23 protein-coding genes are annotated in these 23,132 nt (G+C 71.9%); 7 read left to right on the forward strand and 16 right to left on the reverse strand.

The features are described from left to right. Window positions 1-19: 19 nt before the first annotated feature. Window positions 20-901: a LysR family transcriptional regulator gene (locus AB0L06_RS02855; RefSeq protein WP_500229179.1), complete on the reverse strand. Its 882-nt coding sequence runs from the start codon at window positions 899-901 to the stop codon at window positions 20-22. Window positions 902-996: 95 nt separating this feature from the next. Here AB0L06_RS02855 and AB0L06_RS02860 point away from each other — a divergent pair, with 95 nt between their 5' ends. Next, window positions 997-1,779 (forward strand): arginase family protein, encoded by a 783-nt coding sequence (locus AB0L06_RS02860; protein WP_500229180.1) that lies wholly within the window; start codon window positions 997-999, stop codon window positions 1,777-1,779. Here AB0L06_RS02860 and AB0L06_RS02865 read toward each other — a convergent pair. Beyond that, on the reverse strand, window positions 1,767-2,639 hold the full coding sequence (locus AB0L06_RS02865) for a phosphotransferase family protein (protein WP_500229181.1): 873 nt from the start codon (window positions 2,637-2,639) through the stop codon (window positions 1,767-1,769). The genes AB0L06_RS02860 and AB0L06_RS02865 overlap by 13 nt on opposite strands. Next, window positions 2,636-3,490 (reverse strand): helix-turn-helix transcriptional regulator, encoded by an 855-nt coding sequence (locus AB0L06_RS02870; protein ID WP_500229182.1) that lies wholly within the window; start codon window positions 3,488-3,490, stop codon window positions 2,636-2,638. Before AB0L06_RS02870 ends, AB0L06_RS02865 begins: the two co-directional genes overlap by 4 nt. Window positions 3,491-3,596: 106 nt before the next feature. Here AB0L06_RS02870 and AB0L06_RS02875 point away from each other — a divergent pair, with 106 nt between their 5' ends. After that, a complete protein-coding gene (locus AB0L06_RS02875; protein ID WP_500229183.1) occupies window positions 3,597-4,547 on the forward strand; it encodes an SDR family NAD(P)-dependent oxidoreductase in 951 nt (316 codons plus the stop codon). Window positions 4,548-4,634: 87 nt separating this feature from the next. Beyond that, window positions 4,635-6,824 carry a hypothetical protein gene (locus AB0L06_RS02880; RefSeq protein WP_500229184.1) on the forward strand — a complete coding sequence of 730 codons (2,190 nt, stop codon included), beginning with the start codon at window positions 4,635-4,637 and terminating at the stop codon, window positions 6,822-6,824. A gap of 43 nt (window positions 6,825-6,867) precedes the next feature. Here AB0L06_RS02880 and AB0L06_RS02885 read toward each other — a convergent pair whose 3' ends face one another. Further along, complete coding sequence (locus tag AB0L06_RS02885; protein ID WP_500229185.1) at window positions 6,868-7,248, reverse strand: Rid family hydrolase; 381 nt, start codon at window positions 7,246-7,248, stop codon at window positions 6,868-6,870. A gap of 61 nt (window positions 7,249-7,309) precedes the next feature. Next, window positions 7,310-8,254, reverse strand: a complete 945-nt coding sequence (locus AB0L06_RS02890; protein ID WP_500229186.1) for a threonine ammonia-lyase — start codon at window positions 8,252-8,254, stop codon at window positions 7,310-7,312. A gap of 85 nt (window positions 8,255-8,339) precedes the next feature. Between AB0L06_RS02890 and AB0L06_RS02895 the strand changes: the two genes are divergently transcribed. Next, complete coding sequence (locus AB0L06_RS02895) at window positions 8,340-9,296, forward strand: LysR family transcriptional regulator (RefSeq protein ID WP_500229187.1); 957 nt, start codon at window positions 8,340-8,342, stop codon at window positions 9,294-9,296. On the opposite strand, the gene AB0L06_RS02900 is transcribed toward AB0L06_RS02895, so the two are convergent. Beyond that, a complete protein-coding gene (locus tag AB0L06_RS02900) occupies window positions 9,221-10,111 on the reverse strand; it encodes an LLM class flavin-dependent oxidoreductase (RefSeq protein ID WP_500229188.1) in 891 nt (296 codons plus the stop codon). The genes AB0L06_RS02895 and AB0L06_RS02900 overlap by 76 nt on opposite strands. 28 nt (window positions 10,112-10,139) lie before the next feature. On the opposite strand from AB0L06_RS02900, the gene AB0L06_RS02905 reads away from it, so the two are divergent. Beyond that, window positions 10,140-10,595: a MarR family winged helix-turn-helix transcriptional regulator gene (locus tag AB0L06_RS02905; RefSeq protein ID WP_500229189.1), complete on the forward strand. Its 456-nt coding sequence runs from the start codon at window positions 10,140-10,142 to the stop codon at window positions 10,593-10,595. Between the two features lie 28 nt (window positions 10,596-10,623). Here the strand turns inward: AB0L06_RS02905 and AB0L06_RS02910 are convergent, their stop codons facing one another. Together AB0L06_RS02910 and AB0L06_RS02915 are read right to left on the reverse strand one after the other, a co-directional pair. After that, on the reverse strand, window positions 10,624-11,721 hold the full coding sequence (locus tag AB0L06_RS02910; RefSeq protein WP_500229190.1) for an FAD-dependent oxidoreductase: 1,098 nt from the start codon (window positions 11,719-11,721) through the stop codon (window positions 10,624-10,626). 138 nt (window positions 11,722-11,859) lie between these two features. Then, window positions 11,860-12,927, reverse strand: coding sequence for a C2 family cysteine protease (locus AB0L06_RS02915; RefSeq protein WP_500229191.1), 1,068 nt, complete (start codon window positions 12,925-12,927; stop codon window positions 11,860-11,862). A gap of 207 nt (window positions 12,928-13,134) precedes the next feature. Between AB0L06_RS02915 and hutI the strand changes: the two genes are divergently transcribed. Then, the gene (gene hutI / locus AB0L06_RS02920) at window positions 13,135-14,298 is read left to right on the forward strand and encodes an imidazolonepropionase (RefSeq protein ID WP_500229192.1); all 1,164 of its coding nucleotides are present in this window, start codon (window positions 13,135-13,137) and stop codon (window positions 14,296-14,298) included. A 69-nt stretch (window positions 14,299-14,367) separates the two neighbouring features. Here hutI and AB0L06_RS02925 read toward each other — a convergent pair whose 3' ends face one another. The 5 genes from AB0L06_RS02925 to AB0L06_RS02945 all read right to left on the reverse strand — a co-directional run bounded on the left by AB0L06_RS02925 (window position 14,368) and on the right by AB0L06_RS02945 (window position 18,098). Further along, window positions 14,368-14,847, reverse strand: coding sequence for a cupin domain-containing protein (locus tag AB0L06_RS02925; protein WP_500229193.1), 480 nt, complete (start codon window positions 14,845-14,847; stop codon window positions 14,368-14,370). A 29-nt stretch (window positions 14,848-14,876) separates the two neighbouring features. Then, window positions 14,877-15,209, reverse strand: a complete 333-nt coding sequence (locus AB0L06_RS02930; protein ID WP_500229194.1) for a cupin domain-containing protein — start codon at window positions 15,207-15,209, stop codon at window positions 14,877-14,879. A 92-nt stretch (window positions 15,210-15,301) separates the two neighbouring features. Beyond that, window positions 15,302-15,793 carry a flavin reductase family protein gene (locus tag AB0L06_RS02935; RefSeq protein ID WP_500229307.1) on the reverse strand — a complete coding sequence of 164 codons (492 nt, stop codon included), beginning with the start codon at window positions 15,791-15,793 and terminating at the stop codon, window positions 15,302-15,304. Continuing rightward, window positions 15,778-17,481 (reverse strand): signal peptide peptidase SppA, encoded by a 1,704-nt coding sequence (gene sppA, locus AB0L06_RS02940; RefSeq protein WP_500229195.1) that lies wholly within the window; start codon window positions 17,479-17,481, stop codon window positions 15,778-15,780. Before sppA ends, AB0L06_RS02935 begins: the two co-directional genes overlap by 16 nt. A gap of 56 nt (window positions 17,482-17,537) precedes the next feature. Next, window positions 17,538-18,098: a PaaI family thioesterase gene (locus AB0L06_RS02945; RefSeq protein ID WP_500229196.1), complete on the reverse strand. Its 561-nt coding sequence runs from the start codon at window positions 18,096-18,098 to the stop codon at window positions 17,538-17,540. Window positions 18,099-18,216: 118 nt separating this feature from the next. Here AB0L06_RS02945 and AB0L06_RS02950 point away from each other — a divergent pair, with 118 nt between their 5' ends. Then, window positions 18,217-19,089 (forward strand): NUDIX domain-containing protein, encoded by an 873-nt coding sequence (locus tag AB0L06_RS02950; protein WP_500229197.1) that lies wholly within the window; start codon window positions 18,217-18,219, stop codon window positions 19,087-19,089. A 14-nt stretch (window positions 19,090-19,103) separates the two neighbouring features. On the opposite strand, the gene AB0L06_RS02955 is transcribed toward AB0L06_RS02950, so the two are convergent. The 3 genes from AB0L06_RS02955 to AB0L06_RS02965 all read right to left on the reverse strand — a co-directional run bounded on the left by AB0L06_RS02955 (window position 19,104) and on the right by AB0L06_RS02965 (window position 23,071). Beyond that, window positions 19,104-19,469 carry an ACT domain-containing protein gene (locus tag AB0L06_RS02955; protein ID WP_500229198.1) on the reverse strand — a complete coding sequence of 122 codons (366 nt, stop codon included), beginning with the start codon at window positions 19,467-19,469 and terminating at the stop codon, window positions 19,104-19,106. Continuing rightward, window positions 19,466-21,730, reverse strand: a complete 2,265-nt coding sequence (glgB, locus tag AB0L06_RS02960; RefSeq protein WP_500229199.1) for a 1,4-alpha-glucan branching protein GlgB — start codon at window positions 21,728-21,730, stop codon at window positions 19,466-19,468. The genes AB0L06_RS02955 and glgB overlap by 4 nt, the downstream gene beginning before the upstream one ends. Window positions 21,731-21,802: 72 nt before the next feature. Then, window positions 21,803-23,071 carry a cytochrome P450 gene (locus AB0L06_RS02965; RefSeq protein WP_500229200.1) on the reverse strand — a complete coding sequence of 423 codons (1,269 nt, stop codon included), beginning with the start codon at window positions 23,069-23,071 and terminating at the stop codon, window positions 21,803-21,805. Window positions 23,072-23,132 lie beyond the last annotated feature (61 nt).

Genomic DNA, 23,132 nt, shown 5'->3' on the forward strand with positions numbered 1-23,132 from the left:
CCGGGAGCGCGGCCTTCGGTCAGCCGGCCTGAAGCAGTTCCAGGACGGCGTGGACGGCCGGGGCGGGATGCCGGGTCAGCGCGTGGACGTCGCGGGTGAGGGGGAGTCCGCCGAGAGGCCGGAGCAGGACGTCCGGCGGGGCGCCGCTGACCCCGCCCTCGGGGACGAGGGCGACGCCCAGCCCGTGCCCGACCATCTGGAGGATGAGCGTGTAGTCGTCGGCCGTGTGGCTGGTCTCGGGATGAAAGCCGGCGAAGGCGGCGGCCCGTTCGATGAGCTGATGGTCGGCGGTGACGCGCGAGCCGACGATCCACTGCTCGGAGGACAGCTTCCGCAGGTCGACGGTGTCGGAGGCGGCCGGGTGCCCGACGGGGAGCGCGACCAGCACGGGCTCTCGCCGCAGGGGATGGCGGGTCAGGCCGGGCGGATCGGGCGCCGGAGCCGGGAGCAGGCTGTAGGTGTAGGTGATCGCCAGGTCGCAGCGGCCTTCTCGGAGGGCCGCGACGGCGTCGACCGGTTCGTGCTCGTGGATGATGACGCGCAGCTCCGGGAAACGCGTCCTCGCCATGCGGACGGCAGGGAGCAGGAGGCGGGCGGCCGCGGTGGCGAAGGTCGCGACGCGGACCGGGCCGCGCGGGGTGCCCGCTTCGTGGAGATCCTTCTCCGCCGCGTCCACGGCGTCCAGGACGGTGTGGGCGTGGCCGACGAGCCGATGTCCCTCCGGTGTCAGCCGGACGCGGCGGCCCTCGCGGATCAGGAGCGGCACGCCCGCCTCCCGCTCGAGCCGGGCGAGGTGCTGCGACACGGCGGAGGACGTCATGCCGCCGGCCTCGCCGACGGCGGTCATCGTCCCGTACTCGGCGAGGTCGCGCAGGAGGCGCAGGCGCGTGAGATCCAACATCAAGCTCAACTTACATGCCACCCCAGAAACGCTTAGTGGACCTTCGCGGATGGTTCGTAGGACACTGCCATGACACCGTCCGAGAGGGGGCCACGATGTTCACCGTCGTCGAAGTGCCGCAGTGGCAGGGATCGTCCTCGCCGACCGCACCGGACCTCGTCGAAGGCGCTGCCCGGATCGCGCGACTGATCACCGGTGACGAGCGGGCGTCGAGTGTGGCGGCCTCGCTGCCAGGGCCGGAACACGTCAAGGTGACCTGCGGCGCGACGCTGGCGGAGACGGCCTCGCGGGTCCGGGACGTCCTCCCGGCGGAGGGACTGACCGTCACCGTCGGCGGGGACTGCGGTGTGGAGCTGGAGCCGATCGCCGCGGCGGTCCGCCGTTTCGGGGAGCGGCTGGTGGTCGTGTGGTTCGACGCGCACGGCGACCTCAACACGCCGGAATCGTCGCCCTCGGGCGCGTTCCACGGAATGGTCCTGCGCACGCTGCTCGGCGAAGGCCCGGACGAGCTCGTTCCGCCGCTGCCGTTGTTGCCGTCCCAGGTCGCCCTGTCCGGTGTCCGCGCTATGGACCCCGCTGAGCGCGACTACATCCAGAGCAACCCGTTCGGTGACCTAGCATCCCTTCCCGAGGACGCCGTCCTGTACCTGCACCTCGATCTGGACGTCCTCGAAGGCTTCTCCTCGATCGGCTGCCCGGAACCCGACGGCCTCCCGGCAGAGGAGCTGTTGTCACAGGTCAGGAAGCTGTCGGCCCGCCACCAGGTAGTGGGCCTGGGCATCACCGAATACACACCCTCGGACCCGGCGGACGAGGCCCTCCTCGCCGAACTCGTCCCCGAACTCGTCCAGCTCTGCGTGGCATCTCACAAGCGCTGAAACAACTCCATACACCGCGCCGTCCACGCCGTGTGGCGGGCGCGTAGGGCCGCCGGGGTCAGGTCGCGGCGGCCCAGGGGGACGTAGTTGTCCGTCCAGGTCTCGACTGAGATGTGGGAGTTCCGGGCGACGAACAGGTCCCACAGTTCGAGGTTCGCGACGGGTGCGCCGACCCCCTGACAGTAGGCGTGGAGGAAGGCGTCGGCGGCGTCCGGGCCGTGGAGAAGGTGCAGGTCAAGGCGGCACCAACTCACATCGAAGCCGCGTGGCGCGAGGCAGCCGCCCGCCCAGTCGATCACGCCGGTGAGGGTGCCGTCGCCCGCCCACAGGACATTGCCCGACCAGAAGTCGTAGTGCGTCAGGACACGAGGCTCCGCGACCAGGGTTTCGAGGTGCTCCTCCACGACAGGCGCGGCCGGGCCCCGTCGGGCGGACGAGGCGTTCGCCCTGGCCAGGCCGTCCCGCAGATGCGTGAGGGATGCGGTGTCCGTGGCGTGGACGCGCGCCAGGGCGCGGCCGAGCTGCGCGGCGGCCCGGCCCGGATCGTCCGGCCGGACGTCGGTGCGGCCCGGCACGACGGTGATCAGCGTGGCGGGACGCCCGGCGCGGGATCCGTCTCTGTCGGCGGCGACCAGGGACGGAATCCACCCCGCGAGACCGTCCAGCGAGCTCAGGACGTCTTCCTCGATCGAGGCAGCACTGTCACCGGAAGGGAAGGCGCGCAGCACCAAGGGCCCGGCGGCGGTGCCGAGCAGGCGGGTGTCCGCGTGAGTGCCGCCGGTGAGCGTGCGGATGATCTCGACCGGGCCGCCCACACACTGCTCGACCCACGTCAGGAGTTGCGAGGACGGTTCGGTCATGAGAACTGGTCGCTGGTGGTGCCGAGGGAGAGGAGGACCATGGCGTCGTGGTCGGGGGAGCCGGGTTCGGCCTGGTAGACGGTCATGCGCTGGCCGTCGGCGTTCAGGTGGAGGATCTCGTAGTCGAGGGTGAGGTCGCCGACGCGCGGGTGGTGGAAGGACTTGCGGTCGCCGCGCCTGGCCTGGACGTCGTGGCGGTTCCAGAGGCGCGCGAAGTCGGGGCTGGCGGCGGTGAGCTCGTCGATCAGGGCGGTCAGGTCCGGGGCGTCCGGGAGGGTGGCGGTGAGGCTGCGGAGCTGGGCGGCGCTGGTCGCGGCGGCCTTCTCCCAGTCCGCCAGGACGTCGCGGGCGGCGGGATGCAGGAAGACGTAGCGGATCGTGTTCCGGCGTTCCGAAGGCCACTCGTCCATGCCCGCGAACAGCGCCAGGCCCTCGGGGTTGGCGGCGAGCATGTCGCTGGTCCGGCTGAGGACGTAGGCCGGGCACGGACGAACCCGCTCGAGCAGGCGCAGAACACCCGTCCGGACGACCGGACGCGGCGGCGGCACCCGGGCCGGGGCGGCCCGTCCCGAGACCTGGTCGGCGAGTGCGAGCAGGTGGGCGCGCTCCTCGCCGTCCAGGCGGAGCGCGCGGCCCAGCGCGTTCAGGACGGCCGGGCTCGGGTTGGTCTCTTTTCCCTGCTCGAGGCGGATGTAGTAGTCGATGCTCACCCCGGCCAGCGTGGCCGTCTCCTCGCGGCGGAGGCCGGGGGTGCGGCGCGGCCCCGGCCCGGCGGGGAGGCCCATGTCGGTGGGGTGCAGCCGGGCGCGCCGGGCCCGCAGGAAGGCGCCGAGCGCGCTGGTGGAAGGCATCGCACCAGTCTGCCACCCGCCCGGGATCGGATGATCATCCTGGTAGTGGCGCTGCCAGGAACGGCGCCACCTTCACCGCGGCGGCCGTCCGGGGCAGGGTCGGTCCATGACCTTCGACAGCACCTCCACCGCGGCCGACGTGATCGCGGGACATGATCTGAGCGGGACGAACGCGATCGTCACGGGCGCGACGTCCGGGATCGGCGCGGAGACGGCGCGGGCGCTGGCCTCCGCCGGAGCGCACGTGACGCTGGCCGTCCGGGACGTGTCCCGAGGCGCGGACGTCGCCGGGCGGATCGCCGAGGAGACGGGAAACCCGCAGGTCGAAGCCTCGGTGCTCGATCTCGGCTCGCTGGCGTCCGTCCAGGCGTTCGCCGGGCGCCGGCTGGACGACGGACGTCCGCTGCACCTGCTGATCAACAACGCCGGGGTGATGGCCACGCCGCTCACCCGGACCGCGGACGGGTTCGAGTCCCAGTTCGGGACGAACCACCTCGGCCACTTCGCGCTCACCACCGCCCTGCGCCCGGTGCTGCGCGCGGCCTCCGGTGCGCGCGTCGTCGTCGTGTCGTCCCGCGCGCACCGGCGCTCCGACGTCGACTTCGACGACCCGAACTACGAGCACCGTCCGTACGACCCGTGGGAGGCGTACGGCCAGTCCAAGAGCGCGAACGCCCTGTTCGCCGTGGGGCTCACCGACCGCTGGGCGGACGACGGCGTCACCTCCAACTCCCTCATGCCCGGCGGGATCGTGACGGGCCTGCAGCGCCACATCCCGCAGGACGAGCTGATCGGCATGGGCTGGGCGGACGAGGACGGCAACCGCGTCGTCCCGTCCGGCTGGAAGACCGTGGAACAGGGCGCGGCCACCACGATCTGGGCCGCCGTCGCCCCCGAACTCGCCGGGAAGGGCGGCCACTACCTGGAGGACTGCGCCATCGCCGAGCCCTGGACCGAGGACGATGACTCGCCCACCGGCTACTACCTCCCGCGCATCCTCGACCCCGTCCGCGCCGACCGGCTGTGGACGCTCTCCGAGAAGCTGACCGTCCGGTAGGGCGAAGCTGACCGTCCGGTGAGTCCTGTCGGACGTCGTGGCTAGGCTGACCGCCGATCTGCACCCTGGACGGAAGGACGGCCGCGCATGGCCAAGCGCATCGACGAGATCGACTGGGCTTCGCTCAGCGACGCGTACGGCCCGGCGGACTACTTCCCGCAGATGCTCCAAAACGCCGTCGACCCCGACCCCGACGTGCGGGAAGAGGCGCTCCACGACCTGTTCGGCACCATCTACCACCAGGGGACGCTGTACTCCGCGACTCCCCACGCCGTTCCGTTCATCGTCCGCGCCGCCGCCGATCCCGCCACGCCCGATCGTGCGGGCCTGATCCACCTGCTGGGCCGGATCGCCGAGACCGGCGACGCGTCCCTGGACGTCATCGCCGACGTCGAGGCGGCACTGGTCCGCGACATCGACCTCATGCTCCCTTTCCTGGACGACCCGGACGCCGAGGCCCGCCACATCGCCACCCTCCTGCTCGGCCACCTTCCGCAGGAGACCGCGGCTCAGGTGCTGCCGGCCCTGCGGACGCGCCGGACGGTCGAGCAGGAGCCGATCGTCGTGGCCGGGCTGCTCGCCGCCGCCGGACGCATCGCCCCCGAAACCAGCGCCGAATGGCTGGCCGAGGAGATCGCGCCCGGCAGGCCGGACACGGTGCGAGCCGGAGCGCTCTGGGCCACGGCCGCCGCCGGGCTTCCGTGGACGGACGCGTCGACCGAGGCGTTCACCGAATGCTGGCTGAACGGCGACCCCTTCCCGGAGTACTGGGTCTGGTCGGACCGGCCCTACGAGGACATCTCCCAACGGCTCGACGCCCGGTCCCTCGCCGCCGTGAGCCGGGCCATCCTCGCCGAGGGAACGGCCGAGGCCGCGAGTGCCGCGGTCAACGCCATGTCCGAGCGGTGCCTGGAGTCGCGAGCGGCCCGCGCCGACCTGGCGCCCCTGCTGGCCGAGGCCGTCGAGCACCCTGATCCCGGGATCCGCCTCCAAGCCGCCGGGGCGGTCCTGGACGTCCGTGAGGCCGCGCCGCTCGCGGTGGAGGCGCTGGCCGCCCAGGCCTCCCGGATCACCTCGTCGCCGGTCGTCCGCGCCGCTCCGCCGGACGACGGGTTCACCCACCTGTCGGAGGACGACCGCCTGCTCTCGATCGCCCTCGACATCCTGATCACGCTCGGGGACGCGCGCTGGCGGGAGCCGCTCGTCCTCGCGCTCGACGCGGGCGCGAGGATCGACGACGCGCTGGGAACGCTGATCGACGCGGACGTGCCCTGCGACGACGCCCTGCTCGGGGCCGTCCGGCGGCGGATCGCCGCCTGGTGGGCGGGGCAGGGACAGAACCACGGGTGCGAGCACTGCGGGGACCCCAACTGCGGATCATTCGCCACGATGTCGCGGCACAACGAGATCAACACCCTCACCCGGCTCGTCCACCACTGGGGACCGGACGCGGCCGAGGCGGTCCCCGACCTCGTCCCGCTCGTCCCGGACGACAACTGGTGGACGGTCCGGGCGCTGGGCGCGATCGGTGCGGCGGCCTCGGAGGCGGTGCCCGCGCTGACCCGCGTCCGCGACACGTCGGCGTCCTGGAAACGGCGTCTCGAGTGCGCGGAGGCGATCGCCGCGATCACCGGGGACGTCGCCCAGCTCTCCGCGTGCGTCACCGCCACGGCGGTCACGGGCGACGGGGATCCTTCGCTCGCGGTGCAGACCGCGCTCCGCCACGGCCTCCCCGTGGACGATCTCCTCCCCGCACTGCGCGCCACCGCCACCCGGGTCACGGACCCCGATGACCTGGCCGCTTTCGGGAAGCGGATCGTGGCCGCCGGGCTCCTGCTCGACCAGGGCGAGGCCGACCCGGCGATGCGCGCGGCCGCCGACGCGTTCGACCAGAGGACCGCCACGGCGGAGGCGCTCGAACTCGCGGGCCGGTTCGGACGCGCCGCCGCCGGAGAGTTCGAGCAGAGGGTGCGGGCGTGTCTCGGTGACCCCCTCCACGACCTCGCCGCGGCGCGCGCTCTGCACCGGATCACCGGCGAGTCCGAACCGCTCGTCGCCGCCGTCCGCCGGCGGTTGGCGTGGCCTGGAGCCGGCGGATGGCTGGAGGAGCCGCTCCGCGAACTCGGCCCCGACGCCGCCGAGCTCCTGCCCGAACTCCGAAGGCTCGCCGACGGCGATGGCCCGGCCTCGCGCTTCGGATCGTACGGGCGCAAGATCCACGAGGAGGAGCAGGAACGCGCCCGCCTCCTCGCCCTCCTCGCCGACCTGGACGCCTGACCTCCCGCGCCGGGGATCCCCGGCGCCCGGCGAGGGCGCGAGGTTAGGGGCGGACGACGGCGTCGGCCTCGATCTGGACGAGGAGTCCCGGCGCGAACAGGCTGCTGACCTCGACCATCGTGGCCGCCGGGCGGTGCGGGAAGAACTGCCGGAGCAGCGTGACGATCTCGGCGCGGCGGCCGATGTCGGTGAGGTACACGCGGAACCGGACGACCTCGTCCAGGGCCGACCCGACCTGCCGCAGCGCGATGTCGATGCGGCGCAGCACCTCGGTGGCCTGGGCGATGACGTCGGTCCCGCCGACCGCGCCGCCCGGGCCGGCCGCCGTCGTCCCGCCCGTCCACACGGACTGTCCGACGCGCACGGCCTTCGGGAAGGCCAGGGTCTCGTCGTAGCCCGGCTCTAGTCCAGCGATCTCATCCACCGGACGAAGGTAGCGGCGGCCGCGACCCGGCGAACAGGCCCATTACCGAATTCTCAGGCAATCAGGCAAGAGCGGCGATTTCGGATGAAGGGGCATTGCCGCCCGTGCAGACCACGGCGACGCGCAGGCCCGCGAAGTCGTCCGGAGCGTCGAGGACGGGGGCCAGCGCGGCAGCCCCCGCGCCCTCCGCGAGAGTGTGCGCGTGCGTCGCGAGAACACGCTGCGCCTCGCGGATCCGCTCGTCCGAGACCAGCCGGAACTCGGCGAGCCCACCGCGCAGCACCTGCTGCGGGACGGTGAAACCGCGCCCCGTGGCCAGCCCCTCGACGACCGTCCTGTTGGGACGTTCCACGGTGTTTCCGGCCCGCCACGAGTCGTGCGCCGCCGGAGAGGCCGCCGACTGGACGGCGATCACCCGGCACCGCGGCGCGACGGCGGCGGCGACCAGGCACGCGGCCGCCGCGCCCGTGCCGCTCCCGACCGGCACCACCACCGCGTCCAGATCCGGCCGCGCCTCGAAGACCTCCAGGTAGGCGGTGCCGACCCCGGCCATCAGCTCCACGGTGTCACCCGGACTGACCAGGAGGAACTCATCGGAGAGCGCCTCCGCCGCCTTCTGCGCCCCGGCCATGTCCGCGCCGCTCAGCAGCACCCGCGCGCCGTAGCCGCGCGTCGCGCGGATCTTCTCCTCGCTCGCCGACTCCGGCATGACGACCGTGCAGGGCGCGTCGTACTCGGCGCACGCGTACGCGATCGACTGCGCGTGGTTTCCGGTCGAGTACGTCACCAGCCCGCGCCTACGCTGCTCCGGCGTCAGCCCGGCGAGGAACGTCAGCCCCCCTCGCACCTTGAAAGCGCCCGTGGGCTGCGTGTTCTCGTGTTTCACGAACACCGACGCGCCCGTCGCGTCGTCCAGCACCGGGTAGGACCACATCGGAGTCGCGGGCAGCCGGGAGGAGAGCAGGTCACGGGCGGCGAGGACGTCGTCGAACACGGGGAGTCGCATATGCCCCATGCTCGCGACGGCGGGACCCATAGGTCCAATGCCAATCTTCTCTGTAACGCATCGAACCCGTTGATACGTTCGAGTAATGCTGGACGTCGTCCGACTGCGCGTGCTGGCCGCGGTGGCGCGGCACGGCTCGGTCACCGAGGCCGCCCGCGCGCTCGGCTACGCGCAGCCCTCCGTCAGCCACCACCTCGCGCGCCTGGAGGCCGAGACCGGAAGCCGCCTCGTCCAGCGCGTGGGCCGGGGCGTCCGGGTCACCGACGCCGGACGGATGCTCGCCGAACGCGCCGAGGAGATCCTCGGCCGCCTGGACGCCGCCGAGGCCGAACTCGCCGCCCACACCGGCCTGCGCGCCGGGCGCGTCAGGCTCGCCGCGTTCCCCTCCGCACTCGGCACCTTCGTCCCGCGCGCGGCCGCCGCGTTCGCCGCCGACCACCCCGACGTGGAGCTTCGCCTCAGCGAGGCCGAGCCTTCCGAGGCGGTCCGCGCGCTGCGGGCGGGGGAGATCGACATCGCGGTCATGTTCGCCCACACGCCGCCCGCCTCCCCGGACGGTCTCCGGCATGTCCCGCTCCTGACCGAGCCCGTCCACCTCGTCACCCCGCGCGCATCGGGAGGCGAACGCCTCTCCGACCATGCGACCGGCCGGTGGATCTCAGGCTGCGAGCAGTGCCGGGAACAGCTCGTTCGCGCGTGCGAGGACGAGGGTTTCACCCCGGACATCGCCTTCATGACCGACGACTACGTGGCGGTGCAGGCGCTCGTCGCCGAAGGGCTCGGGGTGACGACCCTGCCCGCGCTCGCGCTGCGCGCCGTCCGGGACGACGACGTCCGGACGGTCCGCCTGCCCGGCCAGACCCGCCTGGTCACCGCGGTCGTCCACGGCGAGCCACCCGATCCGCCCGCGACGGCGGAAGTCCTGAAACACCTGGTCAGAGCCGCCTCCACCGCCCTCGACGAGCCTCATGCGGACGCCACGGCCTCCCGGACGGCGGGGACGACCTCGCGCGCCCAGGCGTCCGCCTCCCTCCCGAAGTAGGTGAAACCGGACGCGCCGTGCTCTAGGACGGCGCCGGTCAGCTCCTCCGTCCACTGGCCCACCGAACCGCCGACCCAGCGGCCCTCGGCGTCGCGGGTCTCCGCGAGCGGCTGGGCGGTGATGCGCCCCGGGAGGTTGTAGATGGTCTTGACGTCGGACGGGTCGCGCCCCACCGCCGGCGCGGCCTCGTCGATGAGCGGACGCGACCACTGGTACCGCTCGCTCAGCCAGTCGGCGGCGTGCCCGGGGATCCAGCCGTCAGCGTGCCGTCCGGTGACGGCCAGCGAACGCGGCCCGTTCGAGCCCGTCCAGATCGGCGGGGTCGGCGCGGCGGCCGCTTCCAGGTCCGTGACCTGGTAGAACTCGCCTTCGAAGGTGACCTGTCCACCGCCGCCCGACAGCGCCCGGACGACCTGGAACGCCTCCTCGAACGCCCGCACCGCCTGACCGGGCGTGAGCCGGTCGACGCCCATGCGCGCGGCCTCGTCCCACAGCCCGCCCGCGCCCAGGCCGAGGATCACGCGTCCCCCGGACAGCTCGGACAGCGACGTGATCGTCCGGGCGAGCAGCGGCGCCGGGCGGACGGGCAGGCTCGTGACGTTCGCGAACGCCGACACCCGCTCGGTGCGGCCGAGCAGGACGCCGACGGTGGCGTACGCGTCGAGCCGGTCGGCGTAGTAGGGGTGGTCGGAGACGCTGACCATGTCGAGGCCGTCGCGGTCCGCCCGGACGGCCTGCTCCAGCATCGCCGAGGTCGTGCGGACGGCCGAGGAAAGCCCGAGGCCGAAGACAAGTTCGTGACGCGAAGTACGCATTGCCATTCCTTAGAGATACTGTGTCGGCATGGGAAAGTCGACGGGTGAGCGGATGGCGGTGGCGACCGCGCTGGTCCGCTCGTCCTTTCTGGTGAACGCCGTGTACGCCGGGGCCGCGCGCGAGTACGGCCTCACCCCGCAGCAGGGGCAGCTGATCTGCGTCCTGATGCCCCGGCCGATCGGGATGGGCGAGCTGGGCTCGATGCTCGGCCTGGCCAAGTCCAGCCTGACCGGGCTGGTCGACCGCACCGCCCGGCGCGGCCTGGTCCGCCGCGAACCGGATCCGGACGACGCCCGCGCCGTCCTGGTCGCGCTCACCGAGGCCGGCGCCGCGCTCGCCGACGACTTCTACACCGAGACCTGCCGCCGGGTCGAGGATCTGCCCGCCGGCTTCAGCGCCGCCGACCGCGACGCCCTGGTGGAGCTGCTCGCCCGTGTCGTCGACGAGAACGACGTCCCCGAGATCTTCATGGACGAGCCCTAGACCAGGCAGGGCCCCCGCACCGGCAGTCCTAGACCGCGTTCGCGGTCTCGGTCTCGATGTTGAAAAGCTCGATGAAGCGGCCGATGAACAGGTCGCGCCCCTTGTACTCGGAGACCGTCTCGGCGGTGAGCACGAGCGGGCCGTCCGGGCTGGGGAACTGGCCGACGCCGCCGTCCGGTCCGAGCGGCAGCAGCACCGACGGGATCGGGGACGGCGTGTACGTCGCCTCCGGTTTCTCGCCCCGCACCCGGGCCGCGACGTTCGCGGCCACGACCTCGGCGTGCTGCAGCGCGTACCCGGCCATCTTCGCCTCGTCCAGGTCGGTGATGTCGCCGATCGCGTACACGTTCTCGAAGCCCTCGACGTTCAGGTTCTCGGTCACCCGGATCCGTCCCCCGGGCGTGCGGGCGGCGGCCAGGTCGTCGCCCAGGTAGTCCGTCTGGACGGCCACGCCGTGCGCGCGGAACCAGATGTCGGCGGTGATCCCGTCCACGGTGAACGTCTCCGCGCGGCCCGGCTCGACCGGCGGCTCGGCGCTCAGCGCGGTGCCCAGGCGAAGCTCGATCCCACGCTCGTCCAGCTGTCGCCGCAGGTCGGCGCGCATCTCGTCGTCGAAGGCCGGGACGATCCGCTCGGCCGGGTCCACGATCGTCACGTGCTTGTCCGGCCACACCGCCTTGATCTCGCCCGCCAGCTCCAGGCCGACCGGCCCGGCGCCGGTGATCAGAACCCGGGAGGCTCCGGCGAGCTCCGAATGCGTCTCCAGCAGGTGCGCCATCGCCTCGTCCGCGACGTCCGTCCGCATCTTCGCGGGATACGGATATCCCGAACCGGACGCCAGGACGATGTGGTCCGCGTCGATCCGCTCGCCCGACTCCAGTGTCACGCCCTTGGCGTCCACCGAGGCGGCGCGCGCCCGCACCACGCGTCCGTTGGTCAGCAGCCGGTCGTACCGGAAGAACATGTTCGGCGCCCACTCCGGATCCACCAGCGACCGCAGCGCCCCGGCCGAGTGGACGAACGCGTCCTTCGGCTCGACCAGGATCACGTCGGCGTGCTCGTCCATCGCCTTCGCGGCGGCGGCGCCACCGTAACCCCCACCGACGACCACAACGGTTTCGCTCATGATGTCCACTCCCTCGGTGCTTAAGTTCGCACTACGAACCATAATTGGTTCGTAGTGCGAACTGCAATGGGATGTGGCCCAGGTCACCGGGGAGCTTCGGGGGTGCGGGGCCAGGGGCGCGCGGTCACGCGCGGACGGTCACTTCGCGGGACGGGCCGCGTAGTACCACATGAAGGTCTGGAAGAACGCGTCCCACGTGAACAGCAGGGGGAACTCGGCGGAGGTCGGCAGTTGGTCGGCCCGCTTGACGGTCGCCGGGGACGTCCAGCGCTTCGCCGCGTCGTCGCCGCGCGCCGTGTTCGGGTCGGAGACCAGGACGCCGTCCTCCGCGACGCTCAGGATGGCGTAGTTGTGCCGCTTGGCGCGCGCCGCCGTGGTGAGCGCGTAGCCCTCCGCGGCCAGGGAGGGCATCTTCGCCCTCGCCGCCGCGGGCTTGTTCTCCTCATCGTTCATCCAGTTGAAGTGGACGAAGTCGGTGAGCCCGAGGGCGGCGAGCACCGGACGCTCCTCGGCGCCGTCCAGCGCCGCGTAGCCGCCCCACATCGTCGCGAACGCCTTCTCCAGGACGGCCGGCCAGAGCACCGCCGTCGACGAAGGCCCGTACGGCGACCCGCTCAGCAGGTACAGCGGGTCCCGGTTGTGCCTGGTCACCGGCAGGTATCCGCTGATCGTCATGGTCTCCGGCTTCGCGCCGGACGCCGGCATGGCCTTCGGTCCCGTCGTGGGGATGAGCCGGACCTGGTAGCCGCCGTCCACGGCCGCGATCAGCGACCGGAGCAGCGCCGGGCCGTCCTTCGAGGCGGCGACGGCCTGGAACGCCGAGGCGACCCGGCAGTCCCCGACCAGGCCCTGTGTGACGTCCGACGGGTGCGGCGCACCGCGGAACAGCTCGGACGCCGGCGCGAAGTAGCCGCCGAGCTGGTCGTGCCCGGACACCAGGTCCGGCTCCTTGACGGACCGTCCGACCAGGGCCGCGAGGTCCCGCTCCGGGATCGTGACCGACCACGAGGCCACGCCCCAGTCCGCGCCCGCGCGGACGATCCGGAGTTTGACCCGGTCTCCCGCCACGTCCCCGATGACGAACTCGGCGACGTTCACCGTGATGTCGGCGTCCGATTCGGACCGGCGCGCGGTGACGGCGTACGAGCCGTCGCGGACGCGCCACCGTCCCTGCGGGGCCACACCGCCGACATGCTGCTCGGTCATGGCGACCTGCCTTTCGCTCCCGGGGCTTCCGGCCGGTGCTCGGCCTGTCCTGATTGCCCGGGAAGTTCTCACACTCTGGCACCGGACCGGCACGCTGTGGATCGTCCGCGCTGTCCGCTACCGGCCGGGGCCGGACGTCTCGGATACGAGACGTTCACAGGTGGGGCGCGGGGTGGCGTACGAGGCGGCGGGTGCGATGCTGGGGCGGTGAGCATCGTCATCGCGAACATCGGGGAACTGGTCACCAACGAGCCCGGACTGGGGGAGGGGCCGCTCGGGATCGTCCGGGACGCCGCCCTCGTCCTGGAGGGCGAGCGGGTCGCGTGGGTCGGCCCCAGCGCCGAGGCGCCCGCGGCCGACGAGGCGTACGACGCGGGCGGGAACGCCGTCCTGCCCGGCTTCGTCGACTCGCACGCGCACCTGGTGTTCGCGGGGGAGCGCGCCGAGGAGTTCGCCGCACGCATGTCGGGCCAGCCGTACAAGGCGGGCGGAATCCGGACGACCGTGGCGAAGACGCGCGCCGCGTCCGACGACGAACTGCGCGCGAACGTGCGGCGGCTGGTGGACGAGATGGCCCGGCAGGGCACGACCACCGTCGAGTGCAAGTCCGGCTACGGCCTCAACGTCGAGGACGAGGAGCGGGCCGTCCGGATCGCGGCGGAGTACGCCGACGAGGTCACCTTCCTCGGCGCCCACGTCGTCCCGGCCGAGTACGCCGACGACCAGCAGGGATACGTGCGGCTCGTCGCGGGCGACATGCTCGCCGAGTGCGCGCCCCACGCACGCTGGATCGACGTGTTCTGCGAGCGCGGCGCGTTCGACGCCGACCAGACCCGCGAGGTGCTGGAGGCCGGGATCAAGGCCGGGCTCATGCCGCGCGTCCACGCCAACCAGCTCGGCGAGGGGCCGGGCGTCCAGCTCGCGGTGGAGCTGGGCGCGGCGTCCGCCGACCACTGCACGTTCCTCAGCGATGCGGACGTCTCGGCGCTCGCCGACTCCTCGACCGTCGCGACGCTGCTGCCCGGCGTGGAGTTCTCCACCCGGCAGCCCTACCCGGACGCCCGGCGGCTGATCGACGCCGGGGTCACGGTCGCGCTGGCGAGCGACTGCAACCCCGGGTCCTGCTACAGCTCCAGCATGGCGTTCTGTATCGCGGTCGCCGTCCGGGACATGCGGATGACGCCCGCCGAGGCGGTCTGGGCCGCGACGGCGGGCGGAGCGCGGGCGCTGCGCCGCACCGACGTCGGACGGCTCGGCGTCGGCGCCCGGGCGGACGTGCTCGCGCTGTCCGCCGCGTCCCACATCCACCTGGCCTACCGGCCGGGCGTCCCGCAGGTCGCCGCCGTTTGGAAGCGCGGCCGCCGCGTCTGACACCGCCGCGCCCGAGCCCCGGGCGGCGCCGAAGCGGCCTGGGACTCGGACCCGGGCCGCGTCCGGGGCTCAGACCCAGAAGGTGTCGTGTTCGAGGAAGAACGCGACACGTTCCTCGTCGGTCATCTCGCCCAGGTGCGGGATGCCCTCGAAGTACCCCTCGCGCGGCGCGCCCGGCGAGAAGTGCAGCAGCATGGACGCCGGCTCGCCCGACTCGTTGCGGAAGCCGTGCACCCCGCCCTCCGGGACGTGCACCCAGTCGCCGGGAGTCGTGTCGATCCACTTCTCGCCGTCGAAGATCCGGACCGTCCCGGCCAGGATGTAGAACGACTCGGAGATGGACCGGTGGAAGTGCGGCGACGGGCCGCTCGGCACCGCGCCCATCTCCCACCGGTACAGCCCGAACTGCCCGTTCGTCGACTCTCCCGTCGCCAGGTAATGGACGCGGGTGCCGTTCGCGTAGACGTAGTCCGGGTCGGACGAGTCCGGCCGGTAGGTGGCGTTGATCTCGCCCCCCTCGCCGCGGTACCGGGGCTCTGGATAGGTCATCGCGGGTCCTCCACGGGCTGATCGGTCCTCTACAGGGTGATCTGGTAGACCTTGCGGAGCGTCTCATGGACGGTCCAGGTGGTGCGCGCGCCCTCGGTGAAGACGCCCACGTCGCCGGGGCCAACCGAAAGCACCGGCCCGTCCTCGACCGTGATCGTGGCGCGGCCGGTCAGGACCGTGAAGATCTCGTCGGCCTCCACGTCCGTGACCGTACCCGGGGTGATCTCCCAGATCCCGCGCTGGACCGTCCCGTCCTCGTGCAGGACCTTGCTGAACGTGCGCGGCTCTCCGGCCAGCACGGTCGCGGGGTCGAGCTCGTCCTCGTCCAGGACGGCGTCGCTCACGGCGAGGGAGAAGGTCATGTCGTGCTCCTTATGGGCGTTTCCTGCCCGGAGCGTATCGATGATCCGTTCCACTTCGCTGCCCCTGAGCCGCCGCCTCTCGCGGGAACGGCTCAGGTCAGGTAGCGGCGGTTCACCCTGATCAGCGGCGAGCGGCGGCGCGCGACGTAATCGGCGGCCAGCACCTCCGCGACGAACAGGAGGTGGTCGCCCGCCTCGATCGTCTGCCGGGTCTCGCACTCGAGCGCGGCGAGGCCGGACTCCACGATCAGCGCGTCCGAGTGCGGGCCGCGGTGGTGCGGCTCGGACGCCAGCAGGATCCGCGCGGACGGACGTCCCGCCGCGGCGAACCGCCCGGCCAGCGCCCGCTGCTCCGCGCTCAGCACCGTCACCGCCCAGCGCGGACGGCGCCCCAGCACCTCCGCGAGGTAGCCGTCCGACGCGACCCCCGCGAGCACCATCGGGGGCTCCATCGACACCGACATGAACGAGGTGACCGTGGTGCCGAGATCGTCCCGTTCGTCCCGGACGGTCAGCACCACGACCCCCGTCGCGAACCCGGCGACGGCCTCGGTGAACTCGACCTCGTTCAGCGGATGTCCCAGCTGCCCGGAAGGGTGAGCGGGCCGGCGGAGGGCAGCCCGAGCCGCGCCGCGAGGCCGCCGAGCGAGCCCCAACCGTCGAACCGCGCGGACGCGGCGGCGCGGTCCTCGCTCGACTCGGGCGGACGCAGCCGCTCCAGCGGCGAGGTGTGCGGGAACGTCCGGATCGGCGCGTCCACCGCGAGCCCTGCCCGCTTGCGTGCCAGGTCGAACGCCCGGTCGAGGCCGCCGAGCTCGTCCACCAGGCCGCTGGCCTGCGCGTCCGCGCCCGTCCAGACCCGTCCGCGGGCCAGCTCGTGGACGCGCTCCCGCGTCATCCCGCGGCCCTCGGCGGCCTTGCCCGTGAAGTCGGCGTAGATCTTGTCGAGCGAGGCGTTGATCCGCTCCCACTCGGAGTCGCTGAAGTCCTTGGTCGCGCTGAACATGCGCGCGTGCGCGCCGGCCTCGACCGAGCCGAGCCCGACCCCGATCCGCTCGAGCAGCCCGTTCACCACGGCCTTCCCGACGACCACGCCGATCGAGCCGGTGATCGTGCCGGGCTGCGCCACGATCGTGTCGGCGGCCATCGCGACGTAGTAGCCGCCGGACGCCGCGACGTCGCCCATCGACACGATGACGGGCTTGCCCGCCTTGCGCGCGAGGACGACCTCGCGCCAGATCGCGTCGGACGCCACCGCCGACCCGCCCGGGCTGTTCACCCGGAACACGATCGCCTTGACCTTGTCGTCCTTCACCGCCGCGCGGAACGCCGCGCCGATCGTGTCCGAGCCCATCGCGACGCTCTGGCCGGGGAGCGGCCCGCCGCGTCCGCTGCGGCCGAGCCGGATCTGCCCGTGCCCGTTGATCAGCGCGATGCCGTCCTGCCGTCCGGGCTGCGGGATCCGCTTCGCCAGGCCGTGCGTCCGGTTGTACCGCGCGACGTACCTGAGCTGCGCGTCCTCGCCCGCCTTGGCCTTCAGGTGCGCGTACACCTCGTCGCGGTAGCCGAGCTTGTCGACCAGCCCGGCCTCGAGGGCCTCGTCCGCCAGCAGCGGGCCCTTGTCGGTCAGCTCGCGGACCCGCTCGGGGCTCAGCCCGCGCGCCTCCGCGATGCCGTTCACGAGCTGCTCGCCGAGCGACGCGACGAGCCGCTGGGACGACTCCTGGTGCTCCGGCGTGTACGCCTTCTCCATGAAGGTGTTCGCCATCGTCTTGTACTCGTAGCGCTTGGCGAACCGGGGCTGGACGCCCGCCTTCTCCAGCGCCCCGGCGAAGAACGGCTCCACCAGCGCCACGCCCGTCAGCCCGACCTCCCCGGTCGGCTGCAGGTACACGCGGTCGAACGCGGACGCCAGGTAGTAGGGGACGGTGCCGTGCCCGGCCTCGCCGAACGTCTCGGCCCACGCGACGGTGTACGTCCCGGCCTCGCGCAGCGCGGTGACCGCGTCCCGGATCTCCTGGACGAGCGCCAGCCCGACCCCGCCGGTCACCTTGACCACCAGCGCCTTGACCCGGGCGTCCGAGCGGGCGCGGCGCAGGCCGTCCAGGACGTCGCGCAGATGCGTCCGCCGCATCGCGAGGAACGCCGCCAGCGGATCGCCGGGCGGGGCGTCCACGATCCCGTCGGTCAGGTCCAGCTCCAGGACCAGGGGAGCGGTGCGCCGCTCGCGCGCCTGCCGGATGACGTTGACAACGTTGCCGGGATCCACCATGCCCCCACCCTATGCGCCGGATGCGCCTTCCCGACGGGTGCCTGGCCGGGGGAGGATCAGCGGCCGTCGCCGCCGCCGCGCTCGAAGGCGCGGTTGGGCAGGACGGACGCGCTCGCCTGCGCGAGGACGCGGCCGTCCGCGTCGGTGATCGCGGCGTTGGAGACCATGCGGGCGCGGCCCGGGTGCACGCACGTGCCGGTCACCGTGTACGACGCCCCGGCCTGGACGGGCCGCAGGTAGTCGATGTTCAGGCTGAGCGTCAGCATCGGCATGAAACGGTCGCAGGTGGACGTCCCCGCGAGGCACGCCGCGTTGTCGAGGATCATCGCGACGTAGCCGCCGTGGACGATCCCGCCCGGGTTGCAGAGGTGCTCGCCCGGCGTCCAGTCGAGGACGATCAGACCGGGCTCGGCGGACCTGATCTCCATGCCGACGTGCTCGTCCACCTGGGAGACGTGCGGGAACCTGCCGTCCGCCATCGCCTGGACCAGCTCCGCGCCGGACAGCTCGTCCCACATGCGGGCGTGCTCGGCCTCGATGGTCACGGCGGGCCGGGGTCCGGCGGACGCTGCAGGCCGGGGCCGGGCGGACGCTGCGGGCCGGGGCTGGGCGCTCAACGCTGCTCCCTTGTGCGGACGGATTGACGGACGGATAAGGAGGAACCGACAAACCGAAGAGTATTCGGGGTGGCGATGCGCGGGCACTGTGCACTTCGTCACGACTAGGGTCGCGGGCATGGGAGACGGTGACGGCTGGGCGCGGTGCGAGCAGGGCCATAAGCATTGGGGCCGGTTCGGCGCGTCCGGACTGCTGCCCTATCACGAGGGCCCGGACGGCGCTGTCCACGTCCTTCTGCAGAAGCGCGGGGCCTGGGGGCTCGGCGGCGGGACGTGGGGCATGTTCGGCGGCGCCAACCACAGTCACGAGGACCCGATCACGGGCGCCATCCGCGAAACGGGCGAGGAGAGCACGTTCGACGGGTCCGACATCGATCTGGTCGGCACCCGGGTCGAGGACCACGGCGGCTGGTCGTTCACCTCGGTCATCGCGTCCGTCCCCGAGATGGTCGCCGTCAAGGGCGTTTCCTTCGAGACACGCCGCGCCGCGTGGGTGCCCGTAGGCGAGGTCGAGTCGCTCAAGCTTTTCGCGCCGTTCGCGGGTACCTGGCCAGTGCTGCGGGAGGGGCTGTTCAGGGTCGTCCTGATCGTGGACGCCGCAAACGTGGTGGGCGCGCGCGCCGAGCACGGCTGGTGGCGTGACCGTGCCGGAGCCAACGAGCGCCTGCGCGACGACCTGGGCGTATTGGCCGAGGGCGTTGCCGACTTGCCAGGCGTGCCGGTTCCCTACGACACCGTCTACCCGGACATCGTCCAGGTGGTGGAGGGGGCGGCGCGCTCGGTGTCCTCGTCCGAGTGGGTCGAGGTCAGCTCGGCTCCCGGCAGCGGGGACGATCACATCGTCGAGCTCGTCGCGGGCGTCGGACCGGGAGAGAAGGCGCTGGTCATCACCGCCGACCGCGAACTCAAGAACCGTGTGGCGGCGGCCGGCGGAGCCGTCGCCGGACCCCGCTGGCTCCTCGGCCGCCTGCGCGGCCCCGGCCAGGGTTGAGCCGAGGAAGCGGGCTAGGGCTGGATCTTGTGCCCGGCGTCCTGGAGCGCCGCGGTCGCGACCTCGAGCTTGTGCTCGGGCACGAGCACGAGGTCGGCGTGATAGGTCGACGCCACGAACACAGGCACGCGAGCCTCGGCCAAAGGAACCACGATGGCGGCGAGCATGCCGGGCATGTCCAGGGAGTGCGCCGTGGCCCCGCCGTAGAAACCCACCCAGCGGTCGGCCTCCACATAGGGCGGGGCCTCGCGGACGACCGTCAGGCCCTCGGGCGCGCGTACGAGGGCCACCCATTCGTCGTCCTCGGGGAACACCGAATTCGGCAGGTGCTCCAGGACGAACTGGTTCGGGACGACGCCAAGGGTCTGGGCAACGGTCATTCCGCCACTGTATTCGCGTCGGCGTCCCCTGTCGGCGGCTCGGGAACCAGCCAGACGACGCCGAGTGGTGGGACGCGCATCTCGGCCGAGGCGGGCATCGCGTGGAACGGCTCATCGAGGGCTTCGACGCGTCCCATGTTGCCGACGCCGCTGCCGCCGTACTCGTACGCGTCCGTGTTGAGCAGCTCTCGCCAGCCGCCCGCCCGCGGCAACCCGACGCGATAGCCCTCGTGCGCGTCCCCGGAGAAGTTCACGACGCAGACCAAGGGCGTACCGTCCAAGGAGGAACGGTCCTCCTCGTACCGGACGAACGAGAGGACGTTGCCCTCTGCGTCGTTGGCGTCGATCCACTGGAACCCGTCAGCGGACGCGTCGCAGGCCCACAGCGCGGGCAGTTCGCGATAGGCGTGGTTGAGGTCGCGGACGAGTTTCTGCACACCGATGTGGTTCGCGCCTTCGGCGGCGTTGTCCATGAGCCACCAGTCCAAGGAGCGGCTTTCGGACCATTCGGCCCCTTGCCCGAACTCGCCGCCCATGAACAGAAGCTGTTTTCCGGGATGCGACCACATATAGGCGAGCAGGGTCCGCAGCCCCGCGAACTTCTTCCAGGTGTCGCCGGGCATTTTCTCCAGCAGTGAGCCCTTCATGTGCACGACCTCGTCGTGTGACAGGGGAAGGACGTAGTTCTCCGAGAACGCGTACACCATTGAGAAGGTGATCTCGTTGTGGTGGTAGTTCCGGAACACGGGATCGTGCTCGAGGTAGTTGAGCGTGTCGTGCATCCAGCCCATGTTCCATTTGAGGCCGAACCCGAGCCCGCCCAGGTGCGTGGGGCGTGAAACCCCAGGCCAGGCCGTGGATTCCTCAGCGATGGTGACGATCCCAGGGCTTCGCTTGTAGGCCGTCGCGTTCATCTCCTGGAGGAACGAGATGGCCTCCAGATTCTCCCGTCCGCCGTAGACGTTGGGCGACCAGTTGCCATAGTTCCGGGAGTAGTCCAGGTAGAGCATGGAGGCGACGGCGTCCACGCGGAGGCCGTCGATATGGAACTCTTCCAGCCAGTAGCAGGCGTTCGCCACGAGGAAGTTGCGCACTTCGGCGCGCCCGAAGTTGAAGACGTACGTTCCCCAGTCCGGATGCTCGCCCTTGTCGGGGGCGGAGTGCTCGTAGAGGGCCGTTCCGTCGAAGCGCCCGAGCGCCCATTCGTCCTTGGGGAAATGCGCGGGGACCCAGTCGATGATGACCCCGATGCCCGCCTGGTGCAGCCGGTCCACCAGATGCCTGAAGTCGTCCGGCGCGCCGAAACGGGACGTGGGGGCGTAGTAGGACGTGACCTGATATCCCCAGGACGGCCCGTACGGATGCTCCGCCACCGGCAGGAACTCCACGTGTGTGAAGCCCATGTCGCGCACGTAGCCGGTCAGCTCGTCCGCGAGTTCGCGGTAGCTCAGGCCGGGACGCCACGAACCCAGGTGCACCTCGTACACGCTCATGGGCTCGTTCACCCAGTTGTGTCCCTTGCGGCGGTCCATCCAGTCGCCGTCGTCCCACTCGTAGGACGACTCGTACACGCGCGAGGCCGTCGCCGGAGGCGTCTCGGTGTACCTCGCCATGGGGTCCGCCTTGGTGCGCCACACATGGTCTTCACCGAGGATCTGGAACTTGTAGGCGTCGCCGTGGCCGACGTCCGGGACGAACAGCTCCCACACGCCCGTGGAACCGAGCGACCGCATCGGGTGGCCGCGTCCGTCCCACTGGTTGAAGTCGCCGACGACGCGCACGCCGCGCGCGGTCGGCGCCCACACCGCGAACGCCGTTCCGGAGACGGGACCGAACGTCGAGTCGTACGTCCGGACGCGCGCCCCGAGCGCCCGCCAGAGCTCCTCGTGCCGCCCCTCGCCGAGCAGATGCAGGTCCAGCTCACCGAGAGTGGGGAGGTGCCGGTACGGGTCGTCCTGGACGATCTCAGGGCCGCCGGGATAGGTCACGGCGAGCCGGTAGTCGGGCACCGCCTGCGGCGGACCGGACGTATTGGACAGCGACGCCCCCGGCGGCAGCGTTCCGGTGAACACGCCCGCCTGATAGTGGCGCAGCCGTTTGCGGTCGCCGTTCGGCAGCAGCACCTCGACCCGCTCCGCGAGCGGGCGCAGCGCCCGGACCGTCACGCCCGTCCGCCCCGGATGCGCGCCGAGGACGGAATGCGGATCGTGATGGTCGCCTCCGACGAGCCGGTCGATCTCCGCGCGGGTCACTCGAGTCATCGGCGCTCCTCCCGGGGTGAGGGCGTGAGGGGTGTGCGTGCCTCCGTAGCCATGCCCCGAGACGCGCGGCTCTCACCCGGTTCGGGGGTGCCGGTCCCAGGTGAAGGGGAGGCGCGTGATGCCGTTGTCGAAACTGGAGAGCAGGTACTCCGGCTCCCCGCACGCGCGAAGGCCGGGCAACCTGTCGAACAGCTCCCGGAACATGATGCGCAACTCCATGCGCGCGAGGTTCGCCCCCAGGCACAGGTGCGGTCCCGGCCCGCCGAACCCCACGTGCGGGTTGGGGGAGCGGGTGATGTCGAAGACGTCCGGGTCGGTGAAGACCTCGGGGTCGCGGTTGGCGGCGAGGTAGAACAACACCACCTTGTCGCCCGCCTTGAGCGGATGCCCGTTCAGCTCGTGGTCGGTGGTGACCGTCCTGCGGAACTGGATGATGGGGGACGCGTACCGGACGAGCTCCTCGATCGCCGTCCCGATCCGCTCGTCGTACTCCGAGAACAGCAGTTCGCGCTGGTCCGGGTGGTCGGTGAACAGCTTCAGCCCGTGCGCGAGCGCGTTGCGCGTGGTCTCGTTGCCGGCCACCAGCAGCAGGTCGAAGAACGACCCGAGTTCCTTCACCGACAGGCGTTCGCCGTCGGGATTGGCGTTGACGAGCGCCGACACGAGGTCGTCGGCGGGGTTCTCCCTGCGCGCCTCACCCAGGCGCGCGACGAGGCGGTGCAGATCCACGATCGCCTTGAGGTTCCCCGCCAGCAGCCGCATCGTGCGGGGGCTCGCCAGGGATCCGCGCACGCCGGAGTACTCCGTCATCGCGTCGATCCGGGACAGCACGTACGGACGGGTCTCCTCCGGGATGCCCATCATCGAGCAGATGACGTTGATCGGCAGCCGCGCCGCGACTTGCTCGACGAAGTCGCCCGGACCCGCCGCCAAGACGTCCTCGACGATGCGCGCCGCCGTGGCGCTGATGTCGTCCTCGATCTTCGCGAGCATCTTCGGCGTGAACGCGCGGAACACGATGCGCCGCAGACGCGCGTGCGCGGGGTCGTCCATGTTCACCATCGGCGTGCCGAACACCTTCGACAGCCACGGCGGAGGCTCCGGCGACGTCGCGGCCGGCTCGCTGGAGAACACCTTCGCGTTGCGGCTGGCCGCCACCACGTCCGCATGCCGGACCAGCGCGTAGAAGCCCTTCCCCGAGCGGACGAGCGGAACCCGCGGTTCGGCGAAATGCACTGGGGCGCCGCGCTCGCGCAGGCGCGTGAAGTCCGCGAGCCGTTCGTTCGGCGGACGGTCCCAGAACCCGATATCGACCAGGTCGATGTCAACGGCGAGCGCCATCACGTTCTCCCCTGTGGCCATCACGTTCCCCTGTGCCCGGCCCTTGTGCCCGGCCTTGCGT

Origin of the sequence: Spirillospora sp. NPDC052269, assembly GCF_040679435.1 — a bacterium.
GTDB lineage: Bacteria > Actinomycetota > Actinomycetes > Streptosporangiales > Streptosporangiaceae > Spirillospora.

What these genes read in the sequence shown, in the direction of transcription:
- AB0L06_RS02965 (WP_500229200.1), bottom strand. Translation starts at nt 23,071, where the DNA reads ATGGCGCTCGCCGTTGACATCGACCTGGTCGATATCGGGTTCTGGGAC.
- AB0L06_RS02955 (WP_500229198.1), bottom strand. Translation starts at nt 19,469, where the DNA reads ATGACCGTTGCCCAGACCCTTGGCGTCGTCCCGAACCAGTTCGTCCTG.
- AB0L06_RS02880 (WP_500229184.1), top strand. Translation starts at nt 4,635, where the DNA reads ATGGCCAAGCGCATCGACGAGATCGACTGGGCTTCGCTCAGCGACGCG.
- AB0L06_RS02905 (WP_500229189.1), top strand. Translation starts at nt 10,140, where the DNA reads ATGGGAAAGTCGACGGGTGAGCGGATGGCGGTGGCGACCGCGCTGGTC.
- AB0L06_RS02860 (WP_500229180.1), top strand. Translation starts at nt 997, where the DNA reads ATGTTCACCGTCGTCGAAGTGCCGCAGTGGCAGGGATCGTCCTCGCCG.
- AB0L06_RS02855 (WP_500229179.1), bottom strand. Translation starts at nt 901, where the DNA reads ATGTTGGATCTCACGCGCCTGCGCCTCCTGCGCGACCTCGCCGAGTAC.
- glgB (WP_500229199.1), bottom strand. Translation starts at nt 21,730, where the DNA reads ATGACTCGAGTGACCCGCGCGGAGATCGACCGGCTCGTCGGAGGCGAC.
- AB0L06_RS02870 (WP_500229182.1), bottom strand. Translation starts at nt 3,490, where the DNA reads ATGCCTTCCACCAGCGCGCTCGGCGCCTTCCTGCGGGCCCGGCGCGCC.
- AB0L06_RS02900 (WP_500229188.1), bottom strand. Translation starts at nt 10,111, where the DNA reads ATGCGTACTTCGCGTCACGAACTTGTCTTCGGCCTCGGGCTTTCCTCG.
- AB0L06_RS02925 (WP_500229193.1), bottom strand. Translation starts at nt 14,847, where the DNA reads ATGACCTATCCAGAGCCCCGGTACCGCGGCGAGGGGGGCGAGATCAAC.
- sppA (WP_500229195.1), bottom strand. Translation starts at nt 17,481, where the DNA reads ATGGTGGATCCCGGCAACGTTGTCAACGTCATCCGGCAGGCGCGCGAG.
- AB0L06_RS02950 (WP_500229197.1), top strand. Translation starts at nt 18,217, where the DNA reads ATGGGAGACGGTGACGGCTGGGCGCGGTGCGAGCAGGGCCATAAGCAT.
- AB0L06_RS02890 (WP_500229186.1), bottom strand. Translation starts at nt 8,254, where the DNA reads ATGCGACTCCCCGTGTTCGACGACGTCCTCGCCGCCCGTGACCTGCTC.
- AB0L06_RS02895 (WP_500229187.1), top strand. Translation starts at nt 8,340, where the DNA reads ATGCTGGACGTCGTCCGACTGCGCGTGCTGGCCGCGGTGGCGCGGCAC.
- AB0L06_RS02875 (WP_500229183.1), top strand. Translation starts at nt 3,597, where the DNA reads ATGACCTTCGACAGCACCTCCACCGCGGCCGACGTGATCGCGGGACAT.
- AB0L06_RS02910 (WP_500229190.1), bottom strand. Translation starts at nt 11,721, where the DNA reads ATGAGCGAAACCGTTGTGGTCGTCGGTGGGGGTTACGGTGGCGCCGCC.
- AB0L06_RS02915 (WP_500229191.1), bottom strand. Translation starts at nt 12,927, where the DNA reads ATGACCGAGCAGCATGTCGGCGGTGTGGCCCCGCAGGGACGGTGGCGC.
- AB0L06_RS02930 (WP_500229194.1), bottom strand. Translation starts at nt 15,209, where the DNA reads ATGACCTTCTCCCTCGCCGTGAGCGACGCCGTCCTGGACGAGGACGAG.
- AB0L06_RS02865 (WP_500229181.1), bottom strand. Translation starts at nt 2,639, where the DNA reads ATGACCGAACCGTCCTCGCAACTCCTGACGTGGGTCGAGCAGTGTGTG.